The 23,134-nt window shown below is 62.4% G+C and carries 27 protein-coding genes; 8 read left to right on the forward strand and 19 right to left on the reverse strand.

Going from position 1 to position 23,134, the window contains the following annotated elements:
- The first annotated feature begins 20 nt into the window (after nucleotides 1–20).
- Complete coding sequence (locus tag N805_RS21960; RefSeq protein WP_019472427.1) at nucleotides 21–791, forward strand: MetQ/NlpA family ABC transporter substrate-binding protein; 771 nt, start codon at nucleotides 21–23, stop codon at nucleotides 789–791.
- A gap of 122 nt (nucleotides 792–913) precedes the next feature.
- Here the strand turns inward: N805_RS21960 and N805_RS21965 are convergent, their stop codons facing one another.
- Genes N805_RS21965 through N805_RS21985 form a run of 5 tightly spaced genes read right to left on the reverse strand, consistent with a single transcriptional unit; the run spans nucleotide 914 to nucleotide 4,797 of the window.
- Nucleotides 914–1,546, reverse strand: coding sequence for an SCO family protein (locus tag N805_RS21965; RefSeq protein WP_019472426.1), 633 nt, complete (start codon nucleotides 1,544–1,546; stop codon nucleotides 914–916).
- The gene (gene cyoE, locus N805_RS21970) at nucleotides 1,543–2,436 is read right to left on the reverse strand and encodes a heme o synthase (protein ID WP_028614089.1); all 894 of its coding nucleotides are present in this window, start codon (nucleotides 2,434–2,436) and stop codon (nucleotides 1,543–1,545) included. Before cyoE ends, N805_RS21965 begins: the two co-directional genes overlap by 4 nt.
- Nucleotides 2,421–3,500: a COX15/CtaA family protein gene (locus N805_RS21975; RefSeq protein ID WP_028614090.1), complete on the reverse strand. Its 1,080-nt coding sequence runs from the start codon at nucleotides 3,498–3,500 to the stop codon at nucleotides 2,421–2,423. Before N805_RS21975 ends, cyoE begins: the two co-directional genes overlap by 16 nt.
- 9 nt (nucleotides 3,501–3,509) lie before the next feature.
- Entirely contained in the window at nucleotides 3,510–4,091 is a 582-nt protein-coding gene (locus N805_RS21980; RefSeq protein WP_019470367.1) for a hypothetical protein, read from the reverse strand.
- Entirely contained in the window at nucleotides 4,060–4,797 is a 738-nt protein-coding gene (locus N805_RS21985) for an SURF1 family protein (RefSeq protein WP_026034343.1), read from the reverse strand. The genes N805_RS21980 and N805_RS21985 overlap by 32 nt, the downstream gene beginning before the upstream one ends.
- 51 nt (nucleotides 4,798–4,848) lie before the next feature.
- Here N805_RS21985 and N805_RS21990 point away from each other — a divergent pair, with 51 nt between their 5' ends.
- Nucleotides 4,849–5,052, forward strand: a complete 204-nt coding sequence (locus tag N805_RS21990; RefSeq protein WP_019470365.1) for a twin transmembrane helix small protein — start codon at nucleotides 4,849–4,851, stop codon at nucleotides 5,050–5,052.
- A 111-nt stretch (nucleotides 5,053–5,163) separates the two neighbouring features.
- Here the strand turns inward: N805_RS21990 and N805_RS21995 are convergent, their stop codons facing one another.
- From N805_RS21995 to coxB, 4 genes are read right to left on the reverse strand one after another with little or no spacing between them, the layout of a single operon-like run.
- Nucleotides 5,164–6,051: a cytochrome c oxidase subunit 3 gene (locus tag N805_RS21995; RefSeq protein ID WP_019470364.1), complete on the reverse strand. Its 888-nt coding sequence runs from the start codon at nucleotides 6,049–6,051 to the stop codon at nucleotides 5,164–5,166.
- Between the two features lie 16 nt (nucleotides 6,052–6,067).
- The gene (locus tag N805_RS22000; protein ID WP_016484257.1) at nucleotides 6,068–6,634 is read right to left on the reverse strand and encodes a cytochrome c oxidase assembly protein; all 567 of its coding nucleotides are present in this window, start codon (nucleotides 6,632–6,634) and stop codon (nucleotides 6,068–6,070) included.
- 10 nt (nucleotides 6,635–6,644) lie between these two features.
- Entirely contained in the window at nucleotides 6,645–8,234 is a 1,590-nt protein-coding gene (ctaD, locus tag N805_RS22005) for a cytochrome c oxidase subunit I (RefSeq protein ID WP_019470363.1), read from the reverse strand.
- A gap of 43 nt (nucleotides 8,235–8,277) precedes the next feature.
- Nucleotides 8,278–9,405 (reverse strand): cytochrome c oxidase subunit II, encoded by a 1,128-nt coding sequence (gene coxB, locus N805_RS22010; RefSeq protein WP_019470362.1) that lies wholly within the window; start codon nucleotides 9,403–9,405, stop codon nucleotides 8,278–8,280.
- A gap of 369 nt (nucleotides 9,406–9,774) precedes the next feature.
- Between coxB and N805_RS22015 the strand changes: the two genes are divergently transcribed.
- Complete coding sequence (locus N805_RS22015; RefSeq protein ID WP_003253042.1) at nucleotides 9,775–10,416, forward strand: hypothetical protein; 642 nt, start codon at nucleotides 9,775–9,777, stop codon at nucleotides 10,414–10,416.
- Between the two features lie 126 nt (nucleotides 10,417–10,542).
- On the opposite strand, the gene N805_RS22020 is transcribed toward N805_RS22015, so the two are convergent.
- The 5 genes from N805_RS22020 to prlC form a co-directional block, all read right to left on the reverse strand.
- Nucleotides 10,543–12,075 (reverse strand): SulP family inorganic anion transporter, encoded by a 1,533-nt coding sequence (locus tag N805_RS22020; protein WP_019470361.1) that lies wholly within the window; start codon nucleotides 12,073–12,075, stop codon nucleotides 10,543–10,545.
- Nucleotides 12,076–12,266: 191 nt separating this feature from the next.
- Nucleotides 12,267–12,986 (reverse strand): carbonic anhydrase, encoded by a 720-nt coding sequence (locus N805_RS22025; protein WP_016497399.1) that lies wholly within the window; start codon nucleotides 12,984–12,986, stop codon nucleotides 12,267–12,269.
- A 422-nt stretch (nucleotides 12,987–13,408) separates the two neighbouring features.
- Nucleotides 13,409–14,467 carry a PA0069 family radical SAM protein gene (locus tag N805_RS22030; RefSeq protein WP_019470360.1) on the reverse strand — a complete coding sequence of 353 codons (1,059 nt, stop codon included), beginning with the start codon at nucleotides 14,465–14,467 and terminating at the stop codon, nucleotides 13,409–13,411.
- 80 nt (nucleotides 14,468–14,547) lie between these two features.
- Nucleotides 14,548–14,829, reverse strand: coding sequence for a YheV family putative zinc ribbon protein (locus N805_RS22035; RefSeq protein WP_016484250.1), 282 nt, complete (start codon nucleotides 14,827–14,829; stop codon nucleotides 14,548–14,550).
- The gene (prlC, locus tag N805_RS22040) at nucleotides 14,826–16,877 is read right to left on the reverse strand and encodes an oligopeptidase A (protein WP_230685690.1); all 2,052 of its coding nucleotides are present in this window, start codon (nucleotides 16,875–16,877) and stop codon (nucleotides 14,826–14,828) included. Before prlC ends, N805_RS22035 begins: the two co-directional genes overlap by 4 nt.
- A 102-nt stretch (nucleotides 16,878–16,979) precedes the next feature.
- Between prlC and N805_RS22045 the strand changes: the two genes are divergently transcribed.
- A complete protein-coding gene (locus N805_RS22045; protein ID WP_016497395.1) occupies nucleotides 16,980–17,528 on the forward strand; it encodes a gamma carbonic anhydrase family protein in 549 nt (182 codons plus the stop codon).
- Between the two features lie 121 nt (nucleotides 17,529–17,649).
- Nucleotides 17,650–18,300, forward strand: a complete 651-nt coding sequence (locus tag N805_RS22050) for an HAD family hydrolase (protein WP_019470358.1) — start codon at nucleotides 17,650–17,652, stop codon at nucleotides 18,298–18,300.
- 132 nt (nucleotides 18,301–18,432) lie between these two features.
- On the opposite strand, the gene N805_RS22055 is transcribed toward N805_RS22050, so the two are convergent.
- Nucleotides 18,433–19,506, reverse strand: coding sequence for an aminopeptidase (locus tag N805_RS22055; RefSeq protein WP_019470357.1), 1,074 nt, complete (start codon nucleotides 19,504–19,506; stop codon nucleotides 18,433–18,435).
- A gap of 85 nt (nucleotides 19,507–19,591) precedes the next feature.
- Between N805_RS22055 and N805_RS22060 the strand changes: the two genes are divergently transcribed.
- Together N805_RS22060 and N805_RS22065 are read left to right on the forward strand one after the other, a co-directional pair.
- Entirely contained in the window at nucleotides 19,592–20,005 is a 414-nt protein-coding gene (locus tag N805_RS22060) for a hypothetical protein (protein WP_019470356.1), read from the forward strand.
- A 55-nt stretch (nucleotides 20,006–20,060) separates the two neighbouring features.
- Nucleotides 20,061–20,474 (forward strand): hypothetical protein, encoded by a 414-nt coding sequence (locus tag N805_RS22065; RefSeq protein WP_019470355.1) that lies wholly within the window; start codon nucleotides 20,061–20,063, stop codon nucleotides 20,472–20,474.
- Nucleotides 20,475–20,508: 34 nt separating this feature from the next.
- Here N805_RS22065 and N805_RS22070 read toward each other — a convergent pair whose 3' ends face one another.
- Nucleotides 20,509–20,742, reverse strand: coding sequence for a DUF1161 domain-containing protein (locus tag N805_RS22070; RefSeq protein WP_016497391.1), 234 nt, complete (start codon nucleotides 20,740–20,742; stop codon nucleotides 20,509–20,511).
- Between the two features lie 73 nt (nucleotides 20,743–20,815).
- Nucleotides 20,816–21,241, reverse strand: a complete 426-nt coding sequence (locus tag N805_RS22075) for an OsmC family protein (protein ID WP_019470354.1) — start codon at nucleotides 21,239–21,241, stop codon at nucleotides 20,816–20,818.
- Nucleotides 21,242–21,395: 154 nt separating this feature from the next.
- Here N805_RS22075 and N805_RS22080 point away from each other — a divergent pair, with 154 nt between their 5' ends.
- Nucleotides 21,396–22,400 carry an LLM class flavin-dependent oxidoreductase gene (locus N805_RS22080; RefSeq protein WP_019470353.1) on the forward strand — a complete coding sequence of 335 codons (1,005 nt, stop codon included), beginning with the start codon at nucleotides 21,396–21,398 and terminating at the stop codon, nucleotides 22,398–22,400.
- Between the two features lie 98 nt (nucleotides 22,401–22,498).
- On the opposite strand, the gene N805_RS22085 is transcribed toward N805_RS22080, so the two are convergent.
- A complete protein-coding gene (locus N805_RS22085; RefSeq protein WP_019470352.1) occupies nucleotides 22,499–22,720 on the reverse strand; it encodes a DUF1161 domain-containing protein in 222 nt (73 codons plus the stop codon).
- 101 nt (nucleotides 22,721–22,821) lie between these two features.
- Nucleotides 22,822–23,037 carry a dodecin gene (locus N805_RS22090; RefSeq protein ID WP_016497387.1) on the reverse strand — a complete coding sequence of 72 codons (216 nt, stop codon included), beginning with the start codon at nucleotides 23,035–23,037 and terminating at the stop codon, nucleotides 22,822–22,824.
- Nucleotides 23,038–23,134: the final 97 nt, after the last annotated feature.

Below are 23,134 nucleotides of genomic sequence, written 5' to 3' on the forward strand. Positions count from 1 at the left end.
GCCCTCACAAGGAGTGATCAATGAAGAAGCTGCTTGCTGTTGCTGCCGCTGTTGCGGCCTTCTCGGCCCACGCCGATACCCTGACCGTTGCCGCCACCCCGGTGCCGCACGCCGAAATCCTCGACTTCGTCAAACCGCAACTGGCGAAAGAAGGCGTGGAGCTGAAGGTCAAGGAATTCACCGACTACATCCAGCCGAACGTACAGGTTGCCGAAAAGCGCCTGGACGCCAACTTCTTCCAGCACCAGCCGTACCTGGATGAGTTCAACAAGGCCAAGGGCACCAACCTGGTCAGCGTGGCCGGCGTGCACATCGAGCCGCTGGGCGTGTATTCCACCAAGATCAAGAAGCTCGACGAGTTGTCGTCCGGCGCCACCGTGGTCATCCCCAACGACGCCACCAACGGCGGCCGCGCCCTGCTGCTGCTGGACAAGGCCGGTGTGATCAAGCTCAAGGACAACAAGAACATCCTGTCCACCGTGAAGGATGTTGCCGAGAACCCGAAAAACGTGAAGTTCCATGAGCTGGAAGCCGCCACCATCCCGCGCGTGCTGACCCAGGTCGATGCTGCCCTGATCAACACCAACTACGCGCTGCAAGCCCAGCTGAACCCGGAAAAAGACGCGCTGGCCATCGAAGGCAGCGACTCGCCTTACGTGAACATCCTGGTTGCCCGCCCGGACAACAAGGATTCAGAAGACATGAAGAAACTGGCGGCTGCACTGCACTCGCCAGAGGTGAAGCAGTTCATCATCGAGAAGTACAAGGGCGCTGTGGTTCCGGCATTTTAAGCTGAAACCCCTGGGGCCGCTTTGCGGCCCATTCGCGGCACAAGGCCGCTCCTACAGGGGATCGCGTACCCCTGTAGGAGCGGCCTTGTGCCGCGAAAGGCCTGCAAAGCAGGCCCGAAATCTCAATCCCGCTTCACAAGCCCGGGCAACTGCGCCACCAGCTTCTGGTTGTTGAACGGCGCACGAATGAACCCACGCTGACGCCCATCCGGCCCGACAACCGCCAGGTTGCCACTGTGATCCACGGTATACCCCGGCTTGCTGGTATCCGCCGGAATGAACGGAATGCTCAAGGCATTGGCCAGCTTCTGGGTATCCTCGATCGACCCCGCCACGCCGACAAAATCCTTGTCGAAATACCCCAGGTACTGCTTCAGCTGGTTCGGCGTGTCGCGGTTCGGGTCCACGCTCACCAGCACCACCTGCAGCCGGTCGACGGCTTCCTTGGGCAGCTCGCTCTTCACCTGACGCAACTGCGCCAGGGTGGTCGGGCAGATGTCCGGGCAGTAGGTGTAGCCAAAGAACAACAGCGACCATTTGCCTTTCAGGTCATCCAGCTGCACCGGCTGCCCGTCCTGGTTGGTCATGGTCACGTCGGCCACGCTGCGGCTCTGCGGCAGCAGGATGATGCCGGCGTCGATCAACTCGGCAGGGTTGGGCTGGTCGCGGCCATTGAGCACCTTGTTGACGGTCAGGCCCAGGATCAACGCGACCAAGGCGACGAGAATGAAGACGGTTTTCTGGGTTCGGGTCATAGGCTCAGCAACAGGTAGTGGTCGAGGAGCAACGCGATGAACAGCGCGAACAGGTAGCCGATAGAGTACTTGAAGGTGCCGATCGCCGCGTGCGGCCGGGTGCCACGGTACAACACCCAGGCCCATTGCAGGAAGCGCAAGCCCAGCACCAGGGCACAGGCCAGGTACAGCGGGCCACTCATGTGGATGGCATACGGCAGCAGGCTCACCGCCAGCAGTATCAGGGTATACAGCAGGATATGCAGCTTGGTGTAGCGCTCCCCGTGGGTCACCGGCAGCATCGGGATATCGGCCTTGGCGTATTCTTCTTTGCGGTGGATGGCCAGCGCCCAGAAGTGCGGCGGGGTCCAGGCGAAGATGATCAGCACCAGCAGCAAGGGTTCGGCGCTGACATGGCCGCTTACCGCCACCCAGCCGAGCAACGGCGGGGCGGCGCCGGCCAAGCCGCCGATGACGATGTTCTGTGGCGTGGCGCGTTTGAGAAAGCCGGTGTAGAGCACCGCATAACCGAGCAATGAGGCCAAGGTCAGCCAGGCAGTGAGGGCGTTGGTGAACACCAGCAGCAGGGCCATACCCAATAGCGCCAGGGCCAGGGCGAACAACAACGCCGGTAGCGGCTCAACCCGCCCTTGGGCCAGCGGGCGCTTATGGGTGCGGGCCATCAGTGCATCGATGCGCCGGTCCACCACATGGTTCACCACCGCCGCCGCGCCAGCGCACAGGCCGATGCCCAGGTTGCCGAACAGCAGCACACTCCAGCCGACCCCCGCCCGTGTGGCCAGGAACATGCCCGCCAGCGAGGTGATCAGCATCAGTACCACTACCTTGGGCTTGGTCAGCTCCAGGTAATCGCGCCAGCTGGCCCGCCGTGCGCTCAGAAGCGTCGCCACGAGTCGTTCCTCATGTGATGGGAGATGCCCACGCCGGCTACCGGCCGCAGGCGCCAGCCTTGGCCGACACCCACCCGAACCTTGTCGACCACTCGAATGCGGTAGTTCACCAGCACCATGCTCAGCAGCAACAGCGCCCCGCCGGCATTGTGCGCAACCGCTACCGCCAGCGGCAGGTGAAACACCACGTTGCTGATGCCCAGGCCCACTTGCAGGGCCAGCGCCAGCAGCACCAGCCGTGCCAGGCCGGGCAGGCCACAGCGGTACAGCTTCCAGCTCAGCATCAGCAGCACGCAAGTCACCAGTAGCGCGCCCAGGCGGTGGCTGATGTGGATGGCCGTGCGGGCATCACTGTCCAGTTGCCCGCCCAGGTAATTGGGGCCGACGTGCTGGGTCAGGTGGAAGCCATTGCTGAAGTCCGCTGCGGGCCACCACTGGCCGTGACAGGTCGGCAGGTCGATGCAGGCGACCGCTGCATAGTTGGCACTGACCCAGCCGCCCAGGGCGATCTGGCCGATCACCACCAACAGCGCCAGCGCAGCGATCCGCCGAAGGCTCAGCGGCAGTTTCGGCAAGGGCGCAAAGGCCCGGGATAGACGCAGTGACAACAGGAATAGCAAGCTCAGGGTCGTGAAGCCGCCCAGCAAATGCGCCGTGACCACCTGCGGCCACAGCTTCAGGGTGACCGTCCACATTCCGAAAGCCGCCTGGGCCAGCACCACACCCAGCAACAGCACCGGCAGGCGATAGGGTTGGCCATCGCGGGCATGCCGGCGCAGCGCCTGGAAGGCGAGCAGGGCAATCACCATGGCCAAGGTACCGGCGAAATAGCGATGGACCATTTCCGCCCAGCCCTTGGCCTCTTCCACCGGGTGATCGGGGAAGTGCAGCTCGGCATGGGCAAGCTGAGCCTCGCTCTTGGGCACGCTGATGAAGCCATAGCAACCTGGCCAGTCAGGGCAGCCAAGGCCGGCATGGGTCAGGCGGGTGTAGGCACCGAGCAGGACGACCAGCAGTGCCAACAGGGTGGCGAACACAGCAATGCGGAATCCAGGTCTGGCCATGGCAGGCTCCTAGCCGATGTTGGACAGCTTGAGCAGGTGGCGCAGGTCATCCAGCACATGCTTGCCGTTGGCCTTGCCGTCGTAACGCAGCACCAGGTTGCCGTGGGGGTCAACGATCCACAGTTGCGGGCCAGGCTCGCCTACCTTCTGCAGGTAGCGCGGGGCATCCAGCGGGTAGCGTTGCAGCTGCGGGTACTCGCGACCAAGCAGGGCCTGGTAGTCGGCGCTCAGCGCTTGGGCGGTGGCCAGCGCATGGCTTGCGCGGCTGGCATCGCGGCCCAGGCCAACCTGGATTTGCCGGGCCAGGTACACCAGGCGCTGGCAGTCCTCGGTACAGGCTTCGGGCGCACTGACCAGCAACTGCCAACGCTGGTCCTGGCCTGCCACGCCGATATCGGTGCGGGTTTCACCATTGCCGATCATGGCGCCGTGGTAACTGCGGCCTTCCGGCACCCAGAACTTCAGCTTGTACATGCTGGTGGCCAGAATCATCGGCCCGAGCACCACCAGCAGGATCAGCAAAAGCTGCAAACGCCCGCGGGCTCTGGGTTTGCTACGTTCAGGCACGTCCAGTGGAGTGGCGGTGGCCATGGCGTTTCTCCTTGTTGTGGTGCCAGCCGAAATAGAGGTAAAGCAGAACCAGTGCACCCGCCAGGGCAAACCACTGCACGGCGTAGCCCAGGTGTTTTTCCGGGCCCATGGCGACAACCGGCCAGTCCAGGCGGTAGGCCGCCGGGCCGGGCTCCAGGCGCAACTCATGGGCAAAGCCTTCGCGGCCCAGCGCCGGCCATAGCTGCGCGGCATCAACGGCAGTGAGCAGGTGCGGCCATTGCCCGCCTTCAGGGTCGGGATGCAGCTGGAACGTGCTGCCGGGCGATACATACACCGAAGCGTCCAGTGCCAAGGCCTGTGCAGGGGTATCGAAATGCACCGGCACGCGGCGGTCCGGCCATGGCAGCCAGCCGCGGTTGATCAGCAGCCACTGGCCACTGGCCTGGTCATGGAAGGGTTGCAGCAGTTCGACACCGGCTTGGCCATCGCGCATGCGGTTGTCGAGGAGCACGCTATGCCCGGCGTCGAAGCGGCCGTACAGGTGCACGCGGCGGAAGGCGTTGTCTTCGTCTGATGCGAGCTGGGCGGCGGCGATCGGCGCCTCGATCCGCCGTTCGGCATAAGTGGCCAGCAGCACGCGCTTTTCCTCGGCACGGCCGAGTTGCCAGCAGCCGAGCGCAATCAGCCCTGGCAACAGTGCAAGCACCACCAGGGTCGGTATCCAGCCTGGGCGAAACGGCCTCACGGGCGCCTCGCTATACTTATCCACATCACCGCATCCCCCCGGAGTAGCGCCATGCTCAAGGCCGCGATTGTCCTGATGCTGTTGGCCACCATCGCCAGCCTGTTCAGTGGCCTGGTGTTTCTGGTCAAGGACGACGAAAACTCGACCCGCCTGCTGAAGGCACTGACCGTGCGGGTGACCCTGGCGGCCCTGACCATTGGCCTGGTCGCCTGGGGTTTGCTCAGCGGTCAGCTGGTCTCACACGCCCCTTTCTGAAACTGCACTTGTTTTGCTGGCCTCATCGCCGGCAAGCCAGCTCCCACAGGAATCTCCATAGGCCACAGGCCCTGTGTAACCCTGTGGGAGCTGGCTTGCCGGCGATTGGCCCTACAGCACATACACAAAGATGAACAACCCCACCCACACCACGTCGACGAAGTGCCAGTACCAGCTGGCTGCCTCGAAGCCGAAGTGTTTTTCCGGGTTGAAATGCCCGCGCAAAATGCGCACGAACATCACGATCAGGATGATCGTGCCCAAGGTCACGTGGGCGCCGTGGAAGCCGGTGAGCATGAAGAACGTCGCGCCATAAATCCCCGACCCCAACGTCAGCCCCAGCTTGGTATAGGCCTCGTGATACTCGAAGGCCTGCAACGCAATGAAGCTGACGCCCAGCAGGATGGTCAGCGCCATCCAGAATTTCAGCGGGCCACGGTGATCACGGCGCAGGGCGTGGTGGGCGATGGTGATGGTCACACTGGAACTGACCAGCAAGATCGTGTTGATCAGTGGCAGGTGCCACGGGTCGATCACCTCCTTGGGCGGCGGGAACAGTTTCGGGTCGGGCGTGTGCAGCAGCGGCCAGGTGAACTCGAAAGTCGGCCACAGCATATGCGCAACACCTTTGGCCCCTTCCCCCCCCAGCCACGGCCCCGCAAGCACGCGCACGTAGAACAGTGCACCGAAGAAGGCCAGGAAGAACATGACTTCAGAAAAGATGAACCAGCTCATGCCCCAGCGGAACGAGCGGTCCAGCTGCGGGCTGTACAACCCGGCACGGCTCTCCTTGACCACCGCGCCAAACCAGCCGAACAGCATGTAGGCCAGAAACAACGCCCCCACGAAGAAGATCAGCGGCCCGTGCGAATCCGGGTGCCCGGCCTTCATGTCGTTGAACCAGGTGCCCAGGCCGAACACCGTGATGAACATGCCGATGGTGGCGATGATCGGCCACTTGCTCTGCGCCGGAACGTAATAGTGCTGGTGACTTGCCATTGCTGTTCTCCTTCCCTTAACGGGCGCCCTGGACGTCCTGGGCCGCAACATGCGCGACCGGCGGGTGGCGAGCGGTGATGTCGAACAAGGTGTAGGCCAGTGTCAGGTGCTTCACGCTGGCCGGCAGGTCGCGGTCGACGATGAAGCGCACCGGCATCTCGATGCGTTCGCCGGGCTGCAGCACCTGCTGGGTAAAGCAGAAGCACTCGGTCTTGTGGAAGTACGCCGCAGCCTCGGCCGGGGTGATGCTGGGTATGGCTTGCGCGCTCATGGGCCGGTCGGTCGGGTTGTGCGCGACGAATATCATCTGGTTCACCGCCCCCGGGTTGACCTCCAGTTGGTCAGCCGTGGAGTAGAAGTCCCAGACCATGTCACTGGCATTGGTCGACATGAACTGCACCCGCACCGAACGGGACGGGTCGCTGACCTGGCTGCCTTCGTATTGCCCGCCGGTCTTGCCGTTGATGCCGAAGGCCTTGCACATCACGTCATAGATCGGCACCAGGGCGAAGCCGAAGGCGAACATCACCACCGTCAGCATCAGCAGGCGCGTTACCAGGCGTTTCAGCGACAGGCCGTTCATGGCGGGTTTCCTATTTCACTTCCGGTGGTGTCTGGAAGGTGTGGTAGGGCGCGGGCGAGGGGACCGACCACTCCAGGCCCTCGGCGCCATCCCAGGGCTTGGCCGGTGCCGGCGCGCCACCGCGAATGCACTTGATGACAATGAACAGGAAGAAGATCTGCGTGGCGCCGAACATGAACGCGCCGATCGACGACACCATGTTGAAGTCGGCGAACTGCAGGTTGTAGTCGGGGATGCGCCGTGGCATGCCGGCCAGCCCTACGAAGTGCATGGGGAAGAAGGCCATGTTCATGCCGATGAACGACAGCCAGAAGTGCAGCTTGCCGAGGGTTTCGTCGTACATGTGGCCGGTCCATTTCGGCAGCCAGTAGTAGGCCGAGGCAAAGATGCCGAAGATCGCCCCGGGCACCAGCACGTAGTGGAAGTGCGCCACCACGAAGTAGGTGTCGTGGTATTGGAAGTCCGCCGGAGCGATGGCCAGCATCAGCCCGGAGAAACCGCCGATGGTGAACAGGATGACGAAGGCGATGGCGAACAGCATCGGCGTCTCGAAGGTGAGCGAGCCTTCCCACATGGTGCTGACCCAGTTGAACACCTTCACCCCTGTCGGCACGGCGATCAGCATGGTGGCGTACATGAAGAACAGCTCGCCCACCACCGGGATGCCGACCACGAACATGTGGTGGGCCCAGACGATGAACGACAGGAAGGCAATTGCGCCCGTGGCATACACCATGGAGGTGTAGCCGAACAGCGGCTTGCGCGAGAACGCGGGGATGATCGAGCTGACCGCGCCGAACGCCGGCAGGATCATGATGTACACCTCGGGGTGGCCGAAGAACCAGAACACGTGCTGGAACAGCACCGGGTCACCGCCACCGGCCGCGCTGAAGAAACTGGTGCCGAAGTGGATGTCCATCAACATCATGGTTACTACGCCGGCCAGCACCGGCATCACTGCAATCAGCAGGAACGCGGTAATCAGCCAGGTCCAGACGAACAGCGGCATCTTCATCAGGGTCATGCCAGGCGCACGCAGGTTGAGGATGGTGGCAATCACGTTGATCGCGCCCATGATCGAGCTGATGCCCATCAGGTGGATGGCGAAGATGAAGAAGGTAACGCTGGCGGGTGCATAGGTGGTGGACAGCGGGGCGTAGAAGGTCCAGCCAAAGTTCGGCCCGCCGCCCGGGCTGAAGAGGGTCGAGACCAGCAGCAGGAAGGCCGCCGGCAGCAACCAGAAGCTGAAGTTGTTCATGCGCGGCAGGGCCATGTCGGGCGCCCCGATCATCAACGGGATCATCCAGTTGGCCAGGCCGACGAAGGCCGGCATCACCGCGCCAAACACCATGATCAGGCCGTGCATGGTGGTCATCTGGTTGAAGAACGCCGGTTCCACGATCTGCAAGCCCGGTTGGAACAGCTCGGCCCGGATGACCATGGCGAACGAGCCACCCAGCAGGAACATGATGAAACTGAACCACAGGTACATCGTGCCGATGTCTTTATGGTTGGTGGTCAGCACCCAGCGCATCAGGCCCTTGGCCGGGCCGTGCGCATGGTCATGGCCGTGGGCGTGGTCGTCGATCACTGCACTCATGTCCTGTCTCCTGCAACCCATTGATTGCCGCGAGTAACCCGGTTCACTTGGCTTCTGCCTGCTTCAGCGCCAGCACGTCCTTCGGCGTGACCATGTCGCCTTTGTTGTTGCCCCAGGCATTGCGCTCGTAGGTGACAACGGCGGCAATGTCGACTTCCGAGAGCTGCTTGCCGAACGCCGCCATGGCGGTGCCGGGCTTGCCGTGGAAGACAATGCTCAGGTGGCCTTCCTTCGGCCCGGTAGCGATCTTCGAGCCCTTGAGCGCCGGGAACATCGGCGGCAGGCCCTGGCCTTCGGCCTGGTGACAGGCCACACAGGTGGTGTGGTAGACCTTGTCGCCACGTTCCACCAGCTCTTCCAGGGTCCACTCCTTGCTGGTCAGTTCCTTGAGCTTGGCGGCTTCAGCCTTGCGTTCGCCCAGCCAGGTGTCGTAGTCGGCCTTGGACTTGACCTCCACCACCACCGGCATGAAGCCGTGGTCCTTGCCGCACAGCTCGGTGCACTGGCCGCGGTAGATGCCGGGCTTTTCGATACGGGTCCAGGCTTCGTTAACAAAGCCGGGGATGGCGTCGCGCTTGACCGCGAAGGCCGGCACCCACCAGGAATGGATGACATCGGCGGCGGTCACCAGGAAGCGCACCTTGGCCCCCACCGGCAGCACCAGAGGCTGGTCGACTTCGAGCAGGTAATGCTCGTCCTTGGGTGCCTTGTTGTGAATCTGATCGGCAGGGGTGGCCAGGTTGCTGAAAAACTCCACATCCTGACCCAGGTATTTGTAGTGCCACTTCCACTGGTAGCCGGTGACCTGGATGTCGATGTCCGACTCGCTGGCATCATAGATGTCGATCAGGGTCTTGGTGGCCGGAATGGCCATTACCACCAGAATCAGGAAGGGCACCACGGTCCACATGATTTCCACCCAGGTATGCTCGTGGAAATGCGCGGCCTGTTGGCCGGTGGAGCGGCGGTGGACGACCATGGACCAGAACATCGCGCCGAATACAACTACGCCGATGATCACGCAGATCCAGAAGATGGTCATGTGCAGGTCGAAGACGGCGTTGGAAACTTCCGTCGCCCCCGGGTGCATGTTCACGGTCCAGGCGGCGTTGGCCTGACCAAAAACCGACCACAACAGGAGGCCCATCCAGACATGTGGATGTCGCATCATTGCGGGTTCCCCTTCTAATTCTTGTTGTCCCGGAGGCGTGGCCTGCGGCAAGAGGGAACGGCGGTCAAGACTGCCTGGCTTCGACGACCGAGCCCCTGCTAAAAGCAGTCGGGCCTCATCAACGAATCACGTTCAACGGGAGTATAGACAGCGACCAATGGCACGCAATGAAGCGTGTGAAATGAACTTCACGAAATGGCTGAATAGCCTGAAAACCGCGCGCTTGATAGGGTGTGGCCAAATAATGGCATTGCCATATGCCTTGGATCGCACACGTTTGCGTGGCTTATAACAAATACGTCTTAGGTATTCTGTATACCGAGCTAATTTAGTGTCTTCCGTTTGAAACGTAATGTCCCTGGAGTTGTCATGAACATCGCTGCTGTACGCGAGCAGGTAAGCCAAGCCCATCAACATGAAGGCCAGACCGGCCAACTGAAACAGCGTCTCGAGCTGCAACTGCCCCACCTGCACCCCTCGATCCAACTGCCTGAGCAGGACGCCCAGGGTACTTTGGCGCGCTTCGTCAGCGCCTACATCGACCAGGTTCCGGAACTGCTGGAGGCCGCCCACGAGGTCGCCCGCGAAGCCGGGATCGAATCGCAGATCAAACCTGTACTGAAAATTGCCGAGGCCTACTTCCTGCAGCCGCCCAGCGTGATGCAAGGGCATGTAGGCCTGGATTGCCTGCTGGATGAGGCCTACCTGGCGCACCGCCTGGTGGAAGAGGTGAATGACCTGTACATCCGCCACTTCCAGCAGCCGCTGATCCCGGTCGACACCACGGTCGCCAACCTGATTGCCCACCAGCTGATTGGCGAGAGCTTTGCCAACCAGCTGGATGAAGTGGTGCACCACTCGGTTGACGAAATGCTCAATGACGAAAGCTTTGCGGTGGAATCGGTGGAGGCTTACCGCGAGAAACTCAGCAGCCCGGCAACCGGCGAGGCGTGGAAGCGCTGGCCTTGCCTGTCGCGACAGCTGGGTGTGGAGCTGGGTCAGCCAGCCTGATATTCCTGTACCGCCCTCTTCGCGGGCTCGCCCGCTCCCACAGGTACTGCACAGCATTGAGTGTCTGTGCGGTCCCTGTGGGAGCGGGTTCACCCGCGAAGAGGCCAGTTCAGGCGATAGAAGTTTTCAGGCCCCAACCCCCGCCGTAGTCCGCAACCGCCCTTCGATCCGCCGCTTCAGGCGCCGCTGCTCTATCAGCAACCGTGACCCATTGGCCGAATTGCTGCGGCTCCAGTCTTCCAGCAGCTCAAGGCACGAGTGGTCGATGTAGCTCAGGTTACCCAACGGCACATGCAACGTGGTGCCCGCCGGTACTGTATCCAGCACCTGGGTCAGCGCCGGCACCTTCAGGAACGTCGCCGCGCCACTGAGGCGCAGCTCCATGTGCCCATCCTTGGCGAGGCTCACCAGGTTGATCTTCAGCCGCGCCGCCTTGAACGCCAGCTTCAGCAGGGTCAGGGCAAAGCCCAGCAGCACGCCGGTCAGCAGGTCGGTGAAGATGATCGCCAGTGCCGTCGCCGCATAGGTGAACATCGGCATGCGACCATAACGGCCGAGGCCACGAAATGCCTTGAAGTCGACCAGCTTGACCCCGGTAAACACCAGCACACCCGCCAGGCTCGCCACCGGAATCTGCTGCAGCACGCTGCTCAACACCACAACGAAGGCCAACAGCCACAGGCCGTGGAAGATTGCCGATGCCCGCGTCTGCGCCCCTGCCTGCACATTGGCCGAACTGCGCACGATCACGCCGGTCATCGGCAGCGCGCCGAGCACGCCACAGAGCATGTTGCCGATACCTTGGGCCGACAGTTCACGGTCAAAGTCCGAACGCTGGCCGCTGTGCATGCGGTCCACCGCCGCAGCCGACAGCAAGGTTTCGGCGCTGGCGATGAAGGCCAGGGCAAAGGCGGCGACCAGCAGGGTAGGGTCGGCCAGTTGCATTAGATCGCCCGGACTGATCCAGTCGATGGCCTCGGACAGGTCTGCCGGCACCTGCACGCGGTTTACCGGCAAGGCCAGCCACATACTGATGACCGTCATGGCTGCAACACCCAGCAAGGCGCCAGGGACAAAGCGCAACCGCTGAGGCCGCAGGCGCTCCCAGCCCCACATGATGGCGATGGTGCCCAGGCCCAGCGCACCGGCCATCCAGCCGGAGCCTGCGCTTTCGTGCGGCAGGGCTGCGGCAACGGTGGACGGGAATTCCAGCAGGTTCTGTAACCCCGAAGGCTGCGGCGCCGTGTCGAACATCACATGCACCTGCGACAGCACGATCAACACGCCAATCCCGGCCAACATGCCGTACACCACGGCTGGCGCAGTGACGCGAAACCAGCAACCCAGGCGCAGGCGCCCGGCCAGCAACTGCAGCAGCCCCGCCAGCAACAAGATCGGCCCGAGCATGGCCATGCCATGCTGGCGCACCAGCTCGAACACCAGCACCGCCAGGCCGGCGGCCGGGCCACTGACCTGCAACGGCGAACCGGCAAGGAAACCCACCACAATGCCGCCGATAATGCCGGTAATCAGGCCCTTGGCCGGCGGCATGCCCGAGGCAATCGCAATGCCCATGCACAACGGCAAGGCCACCAGAAAGACCACCACCGACGCCAGCAACTCACGCGGCAGGGCCGCTTTCAACTGTGTAATGTTCACCGTGTTTCTCCTTTCTCTGTCACACGGTCATTCCTCTGACCGTGGGCACGTTTGCCCCTGACGAGCGCGCAAGCGCGGGCAGCCAGCGGGCTTGCCGGCAAGGCAGTCAGGGAATTCAAGGCAGCAGAAGGCCGCGCCACACCCCTACAGGGTGCAGCCGGCTATCAAGGTTCTAGCGGTGGATGGGTCGCTTAGTAGCGGCCTCTCGGAGTAGCGCAGGGGACCGGCTCGCCAGCAGCCAGGGGCAGGAAGCTGTCGCTGATGGCGTCGTAGGCTTCGATCTTGCTGGTTTCGATGTCGTAAACCCAGCCATGAATGAACAGCTCACCAGCTGCCAGGCGCGAGGCAACCGAAGGGTGGGTGCGCAGGTGATGCAACTGGGCGATCACGTTTTCCTTGGTCAGCACCTGCATGGTTTCGTGTTCGGTACCGCACGAGCAGTTGTTCTCGACCACGGTACGCGCCACTTCGGCATGGCGCAGCCAGGCGGAAACAGTCGGCATCTTGGTCAGCGATTGCGGGTTGAGTACCGCACGCATGGCGCCACAGTCGGAGTGGCCACAGACGATGATGTGGTGCACTTTCAGCGCAAGCACGGCGTATTCGATAGCGCTGGAAACGCCGCCGTTCATCTGGCCGTAGGGCGGTACCACGTTACCCACGTTACGGGTCACGAACAGGTCGCCAGGCGAGCTCTGGGTGATCAGCTCGGGGACGATGCGCGAGTCGGCGCAGGTGATGAACATGGCACGCGGCGTTTGCGCAGTGGCGAGCTTCTTGAACAGCTCTTGCTGTTCGGGGAAGACGTCATGGTGAAAGCGCAGGAAGCCGTCGACGATGTGCTTCAGGGCGGCATCGGCGCCCTCGGCGGGTACCTCCGGAACGACCTTGGATGGGTCCTTGACGGGCATGATTCATCCTCTTGACGGTGTGTTGGTAAATCCATTTTACCGGGGAAAGATTCTGGCTATGCAGGGTTTTAGATGACACGCACGGGCCATAGATCACAGTCGGTGTGGACTGATTGCCTACGCTAGCGGGGAAAACTTAACTGAAACTTAATTCGAAGGCTCTAGAACGGGCGTTCCAGATATAAAAGGCGGGATCTGGATAATAGCAAAAAAACATCAACTGCCAATATGTATTAGCGCAATTATTAACTCGGATTAGTTGTATTGAGGGCTGGCAATAGGCCCCATGTGGGAACCTGAGGCCTGCAAAGTACCTGTGGGAGCGGGCGCGCCCGCGAAAAGGGCAACTCGGTATATGGCACCGGCTGCGCCGGTGTTCGCGGGCACGCCCGCTCCCACAAAAACTGTGATCTGTTCAAAGATCAAAACAGGGGCATCTGCCCACCGGGCGGGCAGAAGGCAGAGCAATCCAGCGTCTGCGCCTCGCGCCCTTCAAAATCCAGCCGCTTCATGGCTTTGGCAAACCGTTGCGCCAACAGCTCGGCAAATACCCCTTCACCGCGCATGCGCGCGCCAAACCGGCTGTCATACAGCTCGCCGCCCCGGCTCTGGCGGATCAGGCTCAACACATGGGCCGCCCGTTGCGGGTAATGGTCCTGCAGCCACTGCTCGAACAGCGGCGCCACCTCCAGTGGCAGGCGCAGCATCATGTAGGCCGCGCTCTGTGCGCCTGCTTCTTTGGCGGCCTCCAGCAAGCGCTCCAGCTCACTGTCGTTGATCATCGGAATCATCGGCGAACACAACACACCCACCGGCACACCCGCCTCGCGCAACACGCGGATGGCCCTCAACCGGGCACTGGGTGACGCCGCCCGCGGTTCCAGAACCCGCTTGAGGTCGTCGTCCAGCGTGGTCAGGCTGATCATTACCCGCGCCAGACGCTGGCGGGCCATTTCGGCCAGCAGGTCGAGGTCGCGCAACACCAGCGAGCCCTTGGTCACGATGGTCACCGGGTGACGAAAACGCAGCAACACTTCCAGCAGACGCCGGGTCAGCAACTGCTCCCGCTCGATCGGCTGGTACGGGTCGGTATTGGAGCCCAGGTTGATCGGCGCGCACACGTAACCCGGCTTGCTCAGCTGTTGCGCGAGCACTTCGGCGGCATTGGTCTTGGCGATCAGCTTGGTTTCAAAATCCAGGCCGGGGGAGAGGTCCCAATAAGCATGGGAAGGGCGGGCATAGCAGTAGATGCAGCCATGCTCGCAGCCGCGATAGGGGTTGATGGAGCGGTCGAAGGGCAGGTCGGGCGAGGTATTGCGGGAGATGACCGATTTCGCCGTCTCGCTACGCACTTCGGTGCCCTGGGTCTGGGGCACTTCCTGATACCAGCCGTCGTCCTCGACCACCGAATGGTTGGGGGCAAAACGGTTGTGCGGATTGTGCGCCGTGCCACGGCCCTTTAGTGGTGCTGGAGGATTCATGGCTAACCCCTATACTGTATTTACATACAGTATCGCAGCTGCCATGAATCCACCAGCGCCTCTGATCCGACAGCCAGTGCTTACTCTGTCGGTTTCTTCAGCTTCGGATTAGGGAAGAACTGCACCGTCTGCACCTTGGCCGGCGCCGCCTTGGGTGCCAGGTGGTTGACCCGGGTGCCGAGCTCCTTGGGCACCGACAAGCCCTGCTCGTTGAGGGTGTCGGTGAACCCGCAGGCGACGCACTCGCGGTGCGGTACGTCGTCTTCGCTCCACATCATCAGCTTGTCGGGCTCGCTGCACGCGGGGCATACCGCCCCGGCAATGAAGCGTTTCTTGGTCTTGTTCACAGCTACCTCGCTCACGCCGCAGCGCCTTCGGTAAGGCCACTGTGCCGCAGCAGCGCATCGATGGAAGGCTCACGGCCACGGAAGTCGACAAACAGCACCATCGGCTCGCGCGAACCGCCACGGGCCAGGATAGCCTCGCGGAAGGCGCGGCCGGTCTCGGCATTCAGCACGCCCTCTTCCTCGAAGCGCGAGAACGCGTCAGCCGACAGCACTTCAGCCCACTTGTAGCTGTAGTAGCCCGCCGCGTAACCGCCAGCAAAGATGTGCGCAAAGCTGTTGGGGAAGCGGTTGTACGCCGGTGGGCGCATGACCGACACCTCGTCGCGCACGCCTTCGAGCACCTGCAGCACGCTGCGGCCGTCGCCATGGCTGGCGTGCAGCTCGAAATCGAACAGCGAGAACTCCAGCTGGCGCACCATCATCATGCCCGACTGGAAGTTTTTCGCCGCCAGCATCTTGTCCAGCAGGTCCTGGGGCAGGGCCGCGCCGGTTTCGTAATGGCCAGAGATCAGCGCCAGGCCTTCCGGCTCCCAGCACCAGTTTTCCATGAACTGGCTTGGCAACTCGACCGCGTCCCAGGCCACGCCGTTGATACCGGAAACACCGGCATGCTCGATGCGGGTCAGCAGGTGGTGCAGGCCGTGGCCGAATTCGTGGAACAGGGTGGTGACTTCATCATGGGTCAGAAGCGCAGGCTTGCCGGGTGCGGCCGGGGTGAAGTTGCACACCAGGTTGGCCACCGGGCTCTGCAGCTCGCCGGCAGCAGTGCGACGACGGTCGCGGGCGCCATCCATCCAGGCACCGCCGCGCTTGTTGGCGCGGGCGTAAAGGTCGAAGAAGAAGCGGCCGACATGCTGGCCGTTTTCCTTGATCTCGAACAGGCGCACGTCCGGGTGCCAGCTGTCGAAGCCCTTGAGCTCGGTAATTTCGATGCCGTACAGGCGCTGCACGATGCTGAACAGGCCACCCAGCACCTTGTCGATCGGGAAGTAGGCGCGCAGGGCTTCCTGCGACACGCTGTAGCGCTGCTCGCGCAGCTTCTCGCCAAAGTAGCCGGCGTCCCAGCTGGCCAGTTGCGGGCAGCCTTGCTCGGCGGCATAGGCCTTCAGCTGCTGCAGGTCCTGGGCGGCAAACGGCTTGGAACGCTTGGCCAGGTCACGCAAGAAGCTCAACACCTGGTCGCTGGACTCGGCCATCTTGGTGGCCAGGCTCAGCTCGGCGTAGTTCTCGTAGCCCAGCAGTTCGGCCAGCTCCTGGCGCAGGTCAAGGATTTGCTGCATGACCGGGCCGTTGTCGAACTGGCCGGCATTCGGGCCCTGGTCCGAGGCGCGGGTGCAGTAGGCGGCGTACACCTCTTCGCGCAGGGCGCGGTCGCTGGCGTAGGTCATCACGGCGTAGTAGCTGGGGAATTCCAGGGTGATCAGCCAGCCTTCAAGGCCCTTGGCCTGGGCCGCGGCGGCCATCTGCGCCTTGGCCGAGTCGGTCAGGCCGGCCAGCGCAGCTTCGTCGGTGACGTGCTTGGTCCAGGCCTGGGTGGCGTCGAGCAGCTGGTTGGAAAAGCGGCTGCCGAGTTCGCTGAGCTTGCTTTGCACTTCGGCATAGCGCTGCTGCATGTCCGCCGGCAGGTCGATACCCGACAGGCGGAAGTCACGCAGGGCATGCTCGAGAATAGTCTTTTGCGCCACGTCGAAACCGGCGGCTTCGGGGCTGTTGATCAAAGCCTGGTAGGCATCGAACAGCGCACGGTTCTGGCCCAGTTCGGTAGAGTAGGCGCTCAGCGCTGGCAGGCACGACTCGTAAGCCTCGCGCAGTTCTGCGCTGTTGCACACCGCGTTCAGGTGGCTGACCGGGCTCCAGGCCGCGCCCAGGCGGTCGTTCAGTTCGTCCATCGCCAGCACCAGGCCAGCCCAGGTAGGGGCCTTGGCCTGCTTTTCGAGGATCTCGGCAATGGCTTTACGGTTGTCGGCCAGGATCGCTTCGATCGCCGGCAACACGTGTTCGGCACGGATTTGCGAGAAGGGCGGCAGATCGTGGGATTGCAGAAGCGGGTTGTTCGCAGTCACGGTTTGGATACCTTGGCAGAAGAAACACTGCTCCATCTTAATTACAATCGACGCCGACCGCAGCAGGCAGCCTGCCTATCGGCGCAGATGAGAGACGCTATCATGGCCATCCGAAGCTTCCAGCAACACACTCCGAAAGTTGGACTACGTGCCTTCGTCGACCGTTCGGCGGTGGTGCTGGGCGACGTGGAGATCGGTGAAGACAGCTCTATCTGGCCCATGACCGTGGTGCGCGGCGACATGCACCGCATCCGCATCGGTGCGCGCACCAGCGTGCAGGATGCCAGCGTGCTGCACATCACCCACGCCGGCCCGTTCAACCCGGACGGCTTCCCGCTGATCATCGGTGACGAGGTGACCATCGGTCACAAGGTGATGCTGCATGGCTGCACCCTGGGCAACCGCATCCTGGTCGGCATGGGCAGCACCATCATGGATGGCGCCATCGTCGAGGACGAAGTGATCATCGGTGCCGGCAGCCTGGTACCGCCGGGCAAACGCCTGGTCAGTGGTTACCTGTACATGGGCAGCCCGGTGAAACAGGCCCGGCTGCTGAACGACAAAGAGCGCGCGTTTTTCTCCTACAGCGCCGGCAATTACGTAAAGCTCAAGGACCAGCACCTGGCCGAAGGCTACGACCAACCGGAATGACCGCATTCGCGGGCTTGCCCGCTCCCACAGGTTTCGTGGAGCCTTCAGGGCCAGCGCCATACCTGTGGGAGCGGGCAAGCCCGCGAAGAAGGCAACGCAGCACTCAAGTGGAACCTTATACATGCAACAGCAAAACATCCTCTTCGACCTCGACGGCACCCTGACCGACCCCCGCCTGGGCATCACCCGCTCGATCCAGTATGCCCTGGCCAAGCTGGGCATCGACGAGCCGGACCTGGCACGCCTCGAACATTTCATCGGCCCACCCCTGCTGCAAGCCTTCATGCAGTTCTACAGCTTCGACGAAGCCAAGGCCTGGGAGGCGGTGAACTTTTACCGGGAGCGTTTCCGCGTCACCGGCCTGTACGAAAACCTGGTGTTCCAGGGCGTGCCGGAATTGCTTGAAGCCCTGAACGGGCAGGGCCGCACGCTGTACATCGCCACCTCCAAACCGTGGGAATTCGCCCGCGAAATCGCCCGGCACTTCGCCTTTGACCACCACTTCAAGGTGATCTACGGCAGCGAACTGGACGGCACGCGCACCAACAAGGTCGAGCTGATTCGCCACCTGCTGGATGAAGAAGGGCTGGACCCGGCGCAAACCCTGATGATCGGGGACCGCAAGCATGACCTGATCGGCGCGCGCAGCAATGGCTTGCAGGCGGTGGCGGTGGGGTATGGGTTTGGTAGCCGGGAAGAGCTGATGGCGCAAGAGCCGGCCTACCACTTTGCGACCTTGGCCGAGATGCATCAGGCATTCATCAAGGCTTGAGGGCTCTAGGGGCTGCTTTGCAGCCCATCGCCGGCAAGCCAGCTCCCACAGGTCCTGCATCAAATTCAAACCTTGTGCGGTCCTTGTGGGAGTTGGCTTGCCGACGATGGGTCGCGCAGCGGCCCCAAAATCTCACAGGCTGACCATCAGACGCTGCAGCGCCGCTTTCCTTTCTTCAATCGGCAACCGCCCCAACTGCTCGACCCGCTGGTAAAACCGAAGCCAATCCCCACCCACCTCACGAAACACCGCCGCAAACGCCGGCACCCACTGGTCATACAGCCCAAACGGCAACAACTTGGCATTATTCATCGGCCCATACATCCAGGCGTCATAGCGCTTGTCCCCGCCCCACTGGCCATCACGCACCTGCCGGTACTCACGCCTCAAACGCTCAAACTCGGCCTGCTTGGCCAGCCGCTTGTGGGCATCGTCCAGCGGCCCGGCATATATCGCCTGCAACCGCTCGCGGCTGGCCAGCACCAGCCGGATGAACTGGTCACGCTGCTGCCCCTGCTCCTCGCCAACAGCGGCAAGCCCACGCGCTGCACGCCATTGCCGGGTGCCTTCCTGCTCGACAAAGGAGGCAAACGATTCGTTGAACTCGGTATCGTCCTGCACATAGAAGCGCTGGTGAGCGAGTTCGTGAAAAATCAACGTCGCCAGGCGTTCATCACCCCAACCCACCATCGACGACAGGATCGGATCGTCGAACCAGCCCAGGGTCGAATAAGCCTCCACGCCGCCCAGATACACATCCAGGCCTTCCTGGCGCATCAACGCCGCCGCACCTCGCGCCGCACCTTGCTGGTAATAGCCGCGATACGCCACGCACCCCGCAATTGGGAAACAGTGCGTAACCGGCTGCAACGACAACTCGGGCGTGGCGAACACATTCCACACCACATAAGGCCGGGCTATGTCGGCATAAACCCGGTAACTACGGTTGTCCGGCAGTTTCAACTGCTCGCTGGCGAACACCCGCGCCTGTTCGGCGTGCGCCAAGCGCGAGCGTAACTGCGGTGACGTGGCCGGGTCGGCCAGCACCTGCCCGACTGGCTGTCGCGCACGCAGCAGCTGCAATTGGCCCTCGGCCAGCTGCCCATAGTAGGCCACGCTGCTGCAACCGTTCAGCAGGAGCGCCCCCAGCAGGGGAACCAAACGGGTGAAAACGCGGTCGAGTGCCCCAGGGCCTGAGCGCTGCATAAGAAAAAGTCGAAGCATCCGGGACTGTCTGACTCGCTCAAGGCCAATTCGCTCCAAGACTATCTCGCCAAGGGGGAGTTTCGCCATGCGTGCATTGTTGGTCGCCGGTTCACTGTTGCTGATATCCGCCTGTTCCACGTTGCCAGCCCCGGACCCGAACCAGGCCTGGATCGACCTCACCCCCTACGACAACACCTCGCTGGACGCCGTGCAGGTCGATGAACGTGACTGGGCCGACAGCCGCTATTTCGAAGTACAGCCCGGCAGCCACGAGCTGACCGTGCGCTACCAGTTCCCGGTCACCCCCAGCAATATCGGCCCGGTCGACGAGCCGTTGTGGCGCGATTGCCAGGTCAAACTGACCTTCAAGGACTTCAGTGCCGGGCAGCGCTATCAACTGCACGCCGGCAGTATCGGCTTTCGCCCCTGGATCAAGCTCTACGACGACCAGCAGAAAATGGTCGGGCAGGGCTTGCCTGCCGGCTGCCAACGCACCTGAACCGCACAAACGGCGCTATGCTTGTTACTTGTAAATCGCAAGTGGGAGTTTTGCCATGCGCCAGCCCATGATGCTGATCGCCCTCAGTGCACTGGGGGCTTGCGCCAGCCCCTTGCCCCCCGTCGACCCAAAGCAGGCCTGGGTTGACCTCTACACCATGACCCCCGGCCGGGTGATCATGGCCGACCGCCTTGATGGCAAGCGCCTGGAGGACGGCCGTTACTTTCAGGTAACGCCCGGCAAGCACGAACTGGTGGTGCGCTTCGATTACGAAATCTATTCGGGCGGCGTCATGTCCCAACCCAGGGACCGAACCTGCTACCTGACTGTGCGCTTTGACAACTTCAAGGCCGGCGAGCGTTATCGCCTGGAAGCGCGGGCGCCGGTGATGGAGCCGCAGGTGCTGCTGTACGACGCCAGCCGCACGGTGCTGGTGAACGAGCCCAGCAACGTGTTTTGCATTCCGTGAGACGGGGCCGCAAAGCGGCCCCAAAATCCCGAATTTACCGATCATTCTTCTGGTAAATGATCTTCTTCGTCCCGCCATCGCAAGTGCCGACGACCATATTCTGGTCCTTGACCTCACTGTTGGGCACGATCTCCAGGGTGTAGGACGGCACACCCTGAGCCTGGATCTTGGCCTCGATCTCGGCTTTGAGCTCCTCGCACGGCTTGACCGCCGCCAACGTGGACGTGGCGACCAGGGAAGCCAACACGGCGATTGCTACGCGAATCATGGAACGGCTCCTGAAAAGGCAGCGTGCTGCCGACGCTGTTTAGACTACAGCAAACCGCCTCCGTTGCGCCGCTTCAGCCCACCAACGCCGCATCCAGGCTGATTTTTGCGTTCAGCACCTTGGACACCGGGCACCCTTCCTTGGCCTTGTTGGCAATTTCCAGGAACTGCGCCTCGCTTGCCCCCGGTACCTTGGCCCGGAGCACCAGATGCACGGCCGTAATGGCAAAACCATCCGGCAGCTTGTCGAGCGTCACCTCGGCAGCGGTGTCGATCCGGTCCGCAGTCAGCCCTGCTTCACCGAGCATCATCGACAACGCCATCGAGAAACAGCCGGCATGCGCGGCGCCAATCAGCTCCTCCGGGTTGGTGCCGGGCGTGCCCTCGAAACGGGTGTTGAAGCCATACGGGTTCTGCTTGAGCGCGCCGCTTTCGGTAGAAAGCAGGCCCTTGCCATCCTTCAAGCCACCTTGCCAGATCGCCGATGCTGTCTTTTTCATACTGCCTCCTGGTCATTCGGTTACGTGGTTATGGATTCAGAGGCCCGCCGCTTACGGCAAGTTCAGACCAATCGCACAGCAAACATTGAATCCCCCGAATATGCCCATACAGAGTTACAAAGGCCTCTGGCCAACCACCTTTGCGGAGGCTCCCATGACGCAGCTGCGTGACCTGAAAATATCCACCCTCGACCTGGTGCCCGTGCGCGCCGACGCCGGCCCGGCGCAGTCGCTGCGCAACTCGCTGGACCTGGCGCAACACGTCGAACGTTTTGGCTACAACCGCTTCTGGGTGGCGGAGCACCACAACATGGACGGCATCGCCAGTTCGGCGACGTCGGTGCTGATTGGCTACCTGGCCGGTGGCACTTCGACCATTCGCGTGGGCTCTGGCGGGGTGATGCTGCCCAACCACGCGCCACTGGTGATCGCCGAGCAGTTCGGCACCCTGGCCAGCCTGTACCCGGGGCGTATCGACCTGGGCCTGGGCCGTGCGCCGGGCTCGGACCAGATGACGGCCTACGCCCTGCGCCGCGACCGCGCTGGCGGCCCGGATGACTTCCCGGACGATGTCGAGGAACTGTCGCGCTACCTCGGCCCACGTACCGATGATCAAAAAGTGATCGCCGTGCCGGGGCACGACACTGACGTGCCGATGTGGCTGCTCGGTTCCAGCCTGTTCAGCGCCCAGCTGGCGGGCATGCGCGGCATGCCCTATGCCTTTGCTTCGCACTTTGCGCCGCGCTACATGCACGAGGCCATTCGCGTGTACCGCAACCACTTCAAGCCATCGACCACGCTGGACAAGCCGTATGTGATGCTGGGCATCCCCATGGTGGTGGCCGAAACCGACGAAAAGGCCGAATACCTGGCCACCTCGGTGTACCAGCGCATCCTGGCGCTGATTCGCGGCCAAAGCCTGATGCAGAAGCCGCCGGTAGAGAGCATGGACGGGCTGTGGTTGCCCCATGAGCGGGATACGGTAGGCAGTTTCCTGGGCCTGGCGATGATCGGCAGCCCGCAAAAGGTAAGGGCCAAGGTGGAGGTGCTGCTGGAGCAGACCGGGGCGGACGAACTGATCTTTACCTGTGACCTGTATGAGCATGCGGACCGCATCCGGTCCTATGAGCTGTTGGCGCAGGCCCTCAAGACTGAGTGACCTTCTTCGCGGGCTCGCCCGCTCCCACAGGACTGCACGGGTGCTTGACCCTGTGTATTACCTGTGGGAGCGGGCGAGCCCGCGAAAAAGCAAACGCATCAACCGCGGCGGTAGACAATTTCCTTGGTACCCGCCTCACAGCTACCAACCACCTTGCCGGCCGGATCGCCCTTGTTGACGACCTCCAGCTTGTAGCCAGTAACCCCTTTGGCATCGAGCTTGGCGGCAATCTCCGCCTTCAGCTCTTCGCACGGCTTGCCCGCCGCCAGCGCACCACCGGCCAGTGTCATCAGGCCAAGCGCCAGAATCAGTTTGTTCATCGATCGCTTTCCTTGTGCAGATGAAATCAGAAAGAGCGCCCGCCAAGGCGCCCCTTTCCTGAATACCCCATCAAGCCGGGATCATCCAGCCCGGCAGTGTTTCAGCTATTGGCGATACGAAAGCCCACCTTCAGCGTGACCTGAAAATGCGCGGCCTTGTTGCCTTCAATATGCCCACGGGTATCGACCACTTCAAACCATTCCAGGTGCTTGATGCTCTTGCCGGCTTCGGCGAGGGCATTGTTGATGGCGTCTTCGATGCTGGTTGGCGAGGATCCCACCAGCTCGATCTTCTTGTACGTGTGATGGTCAGTCATGTTCACGCTCCTTGGATAACGGTGAAATTCAGCCTAGCAGGGTAGGCCTGGTTTACCTGCGAGCCGTCCGCCAAGGTGAAAGTTCGATCGCACTTTC

This window comes from Pseudomonas putida S13.1.2, from assembly GCF_000498395.2.
Taxonomy (GTDB): domain Bacteria; phylum Pseudomonadota; class Gammaproteobacteria; order Pseudomonadales; family Pseudomonadaceae; genus Aquipseudomonas; species Aquipseudomonas putida_Q.

What these genes read in the sequence shown, in the direction of transcription:
- N805_RS21960 (WP_019472427.1), top strand. Translation starts at nt 21, where the DNA reads ATGAAGAAGCTGCTTGCTGTTGCTGCCGCTGTTGCGGCCTTCTCGGCC.
- N805_RS21965 (WP_019472426.1), bottom strand. Translation starts at nt 1,546, where the DNA reads ATGACCCGAACCCAGAAAACCGTCTTCATTCTCGTCGCCTTGGTCGCG.
- N805_RS21975 (WP_028614090.1), bottom strand. Translation starts at nt 3,500, where the DNA reads ATGGCCAGACCTGGATTCCGCATTGCTGTGTTCGCCACCCTGTTGGCA.
- N805_RS21980 (WP_019470367.1), bottom strand. Translation starts at nt 4,091, where the DNA reads ATGGCCACCGCCACTCCACTGGACGTGCCTGAACGTAGCAAACCCAGA.
- N805_RS21990 (WP_019470365.1), top strand. Translation starts at nt 4,849, where the DNA reads ATGCTCAAGGCCGCGATTGTCCTGATGCTGTTGGCCACCATCGCCAGC.
- N805_RS21995 (WP_019470364.1), bottom strand. Translation starts at nt 6,051, where the DNA reads ATGGCAAGTCACCAGCACTATTACGTTCCGGCGCAGAGCAAGTGGCCG.
- N805_RS22000 (WP_016484257.1), bottom strand. Translation starts at nt 6,634, where the DNA reads ATGAACGGCCTGTCGCTGAAACGCCTGGTAACGCGCCTGCTGATGCTG.
- ctaD (WP_019470363.1), bottom strand. Translation starts at nt 8,234, where the DNA reads ATGAGTGCAGTGATCGACGACCACGCCCACGGCCATGACCATGCGCAC.
- coxB (WP_019470362.1), bottom strand. Translation starts at nt 9,405, where the DNA reads ATGATGCGACATCCACATGTCTGGATGGGCCTCCTGTTGTGGTCGGTT.
- N805_RS22015 (WP_003253042.1), top strand. Translation starts at nt 9,775, where the DNA reads ATGAACATCGCTGCTGTACGCGAGCAGGTAAGCCAAGCCCATCAACAT.
- N805_RS22025 (WP_016497399.1), bottom strand. Translation starts at nt 12,986, where the DNA reads ATGCCCGTCAAGGACCCATCCAAGGTCGTTCCGGAGGTACCCGCCGAG.
- N805_RS22030 (WP_019470360.1), bottom strand. Translation starts at nt 14,467, where the DNA reads ATGAATCCTCCAGCACCACTAAAGGGCCGTGGCACGGCGCACAATCCG.
- N805_RS22045 (WP_016497395.1), top strand. Translation starts at nt 16,980, where the DNA reads ATGGCCATCCGAAGCTTCCAGCAACACACTCCGAAAGTTGGACTACGT.
- N805_RS22050 (WP_019470358.1), top strand. Translation starts at nt 17,650, where the DNA reads ATGCAACAGCAAAACATCCTCTTCGACCTCGACGGCACCCTGACCGAC.
- N805_RS22055 (WP_019470357.1), bottom strand. Translation starts at nt 19,506, where the DNA reads ATGCAGCGCTCAGGCCCTGGGGCACTCGACCGCGTTTTCACCCGTTTG.
- N805_RS22060 (WP_019470356.1), top strand. Translation starts at nt 19,592, where the DNA reads ATGCGTGCATTGTTGGTCGCCGGTTCACTGTTGCTGATATCCGCCTGT.
- N805_RS22065 (WP_019470355.1), top strand. Translation starts at nt 20,061, where the DNA reads ATGCGCCAGCCCATGATGCTGATCGCCCTCAGTGCACTGGGGGCTTGC.
- N805_RS22070 (WP_016497391.1), bottom strand. Translation starts at nt 20,742, where the DNA reads ATGATTCGCGTAGCAATCGCCGTGTTGGCTTCCCTGGTCGCCACGTCC.
- N805_RS22075 (WP_019470354.1), bottom strand. Translation starts at nt 21,241, where the DNA reads ATGAAAAAGACAGCATCGGCGATCTGGCAAGGTGGCTTGAAGGATGGC.
- N805_RS22080 (WP_019470353.1), top strand. Translation starts at nt 21,396, where the DNA reads ATGACGCAGCTGCGTGACCTGAAAATATCCACCCTCGACCTGGTGCCC.
- N805_RS22085 (WP_019470352.1), bottom strand. Translation starts at nt 22,720, where the DNA reads ATGAACAAACTGATTCTGGCGCTTGGCCTGATGACACTGGCCGGTGGT.
- N805_RS22090 (WP_016497387.1), bottom strand. Translation starts at nt 23,037, where the DNA reads ATGACTGACCATCACACGTACAAGAAGATCGAGCTGGTGGGATCCTCG.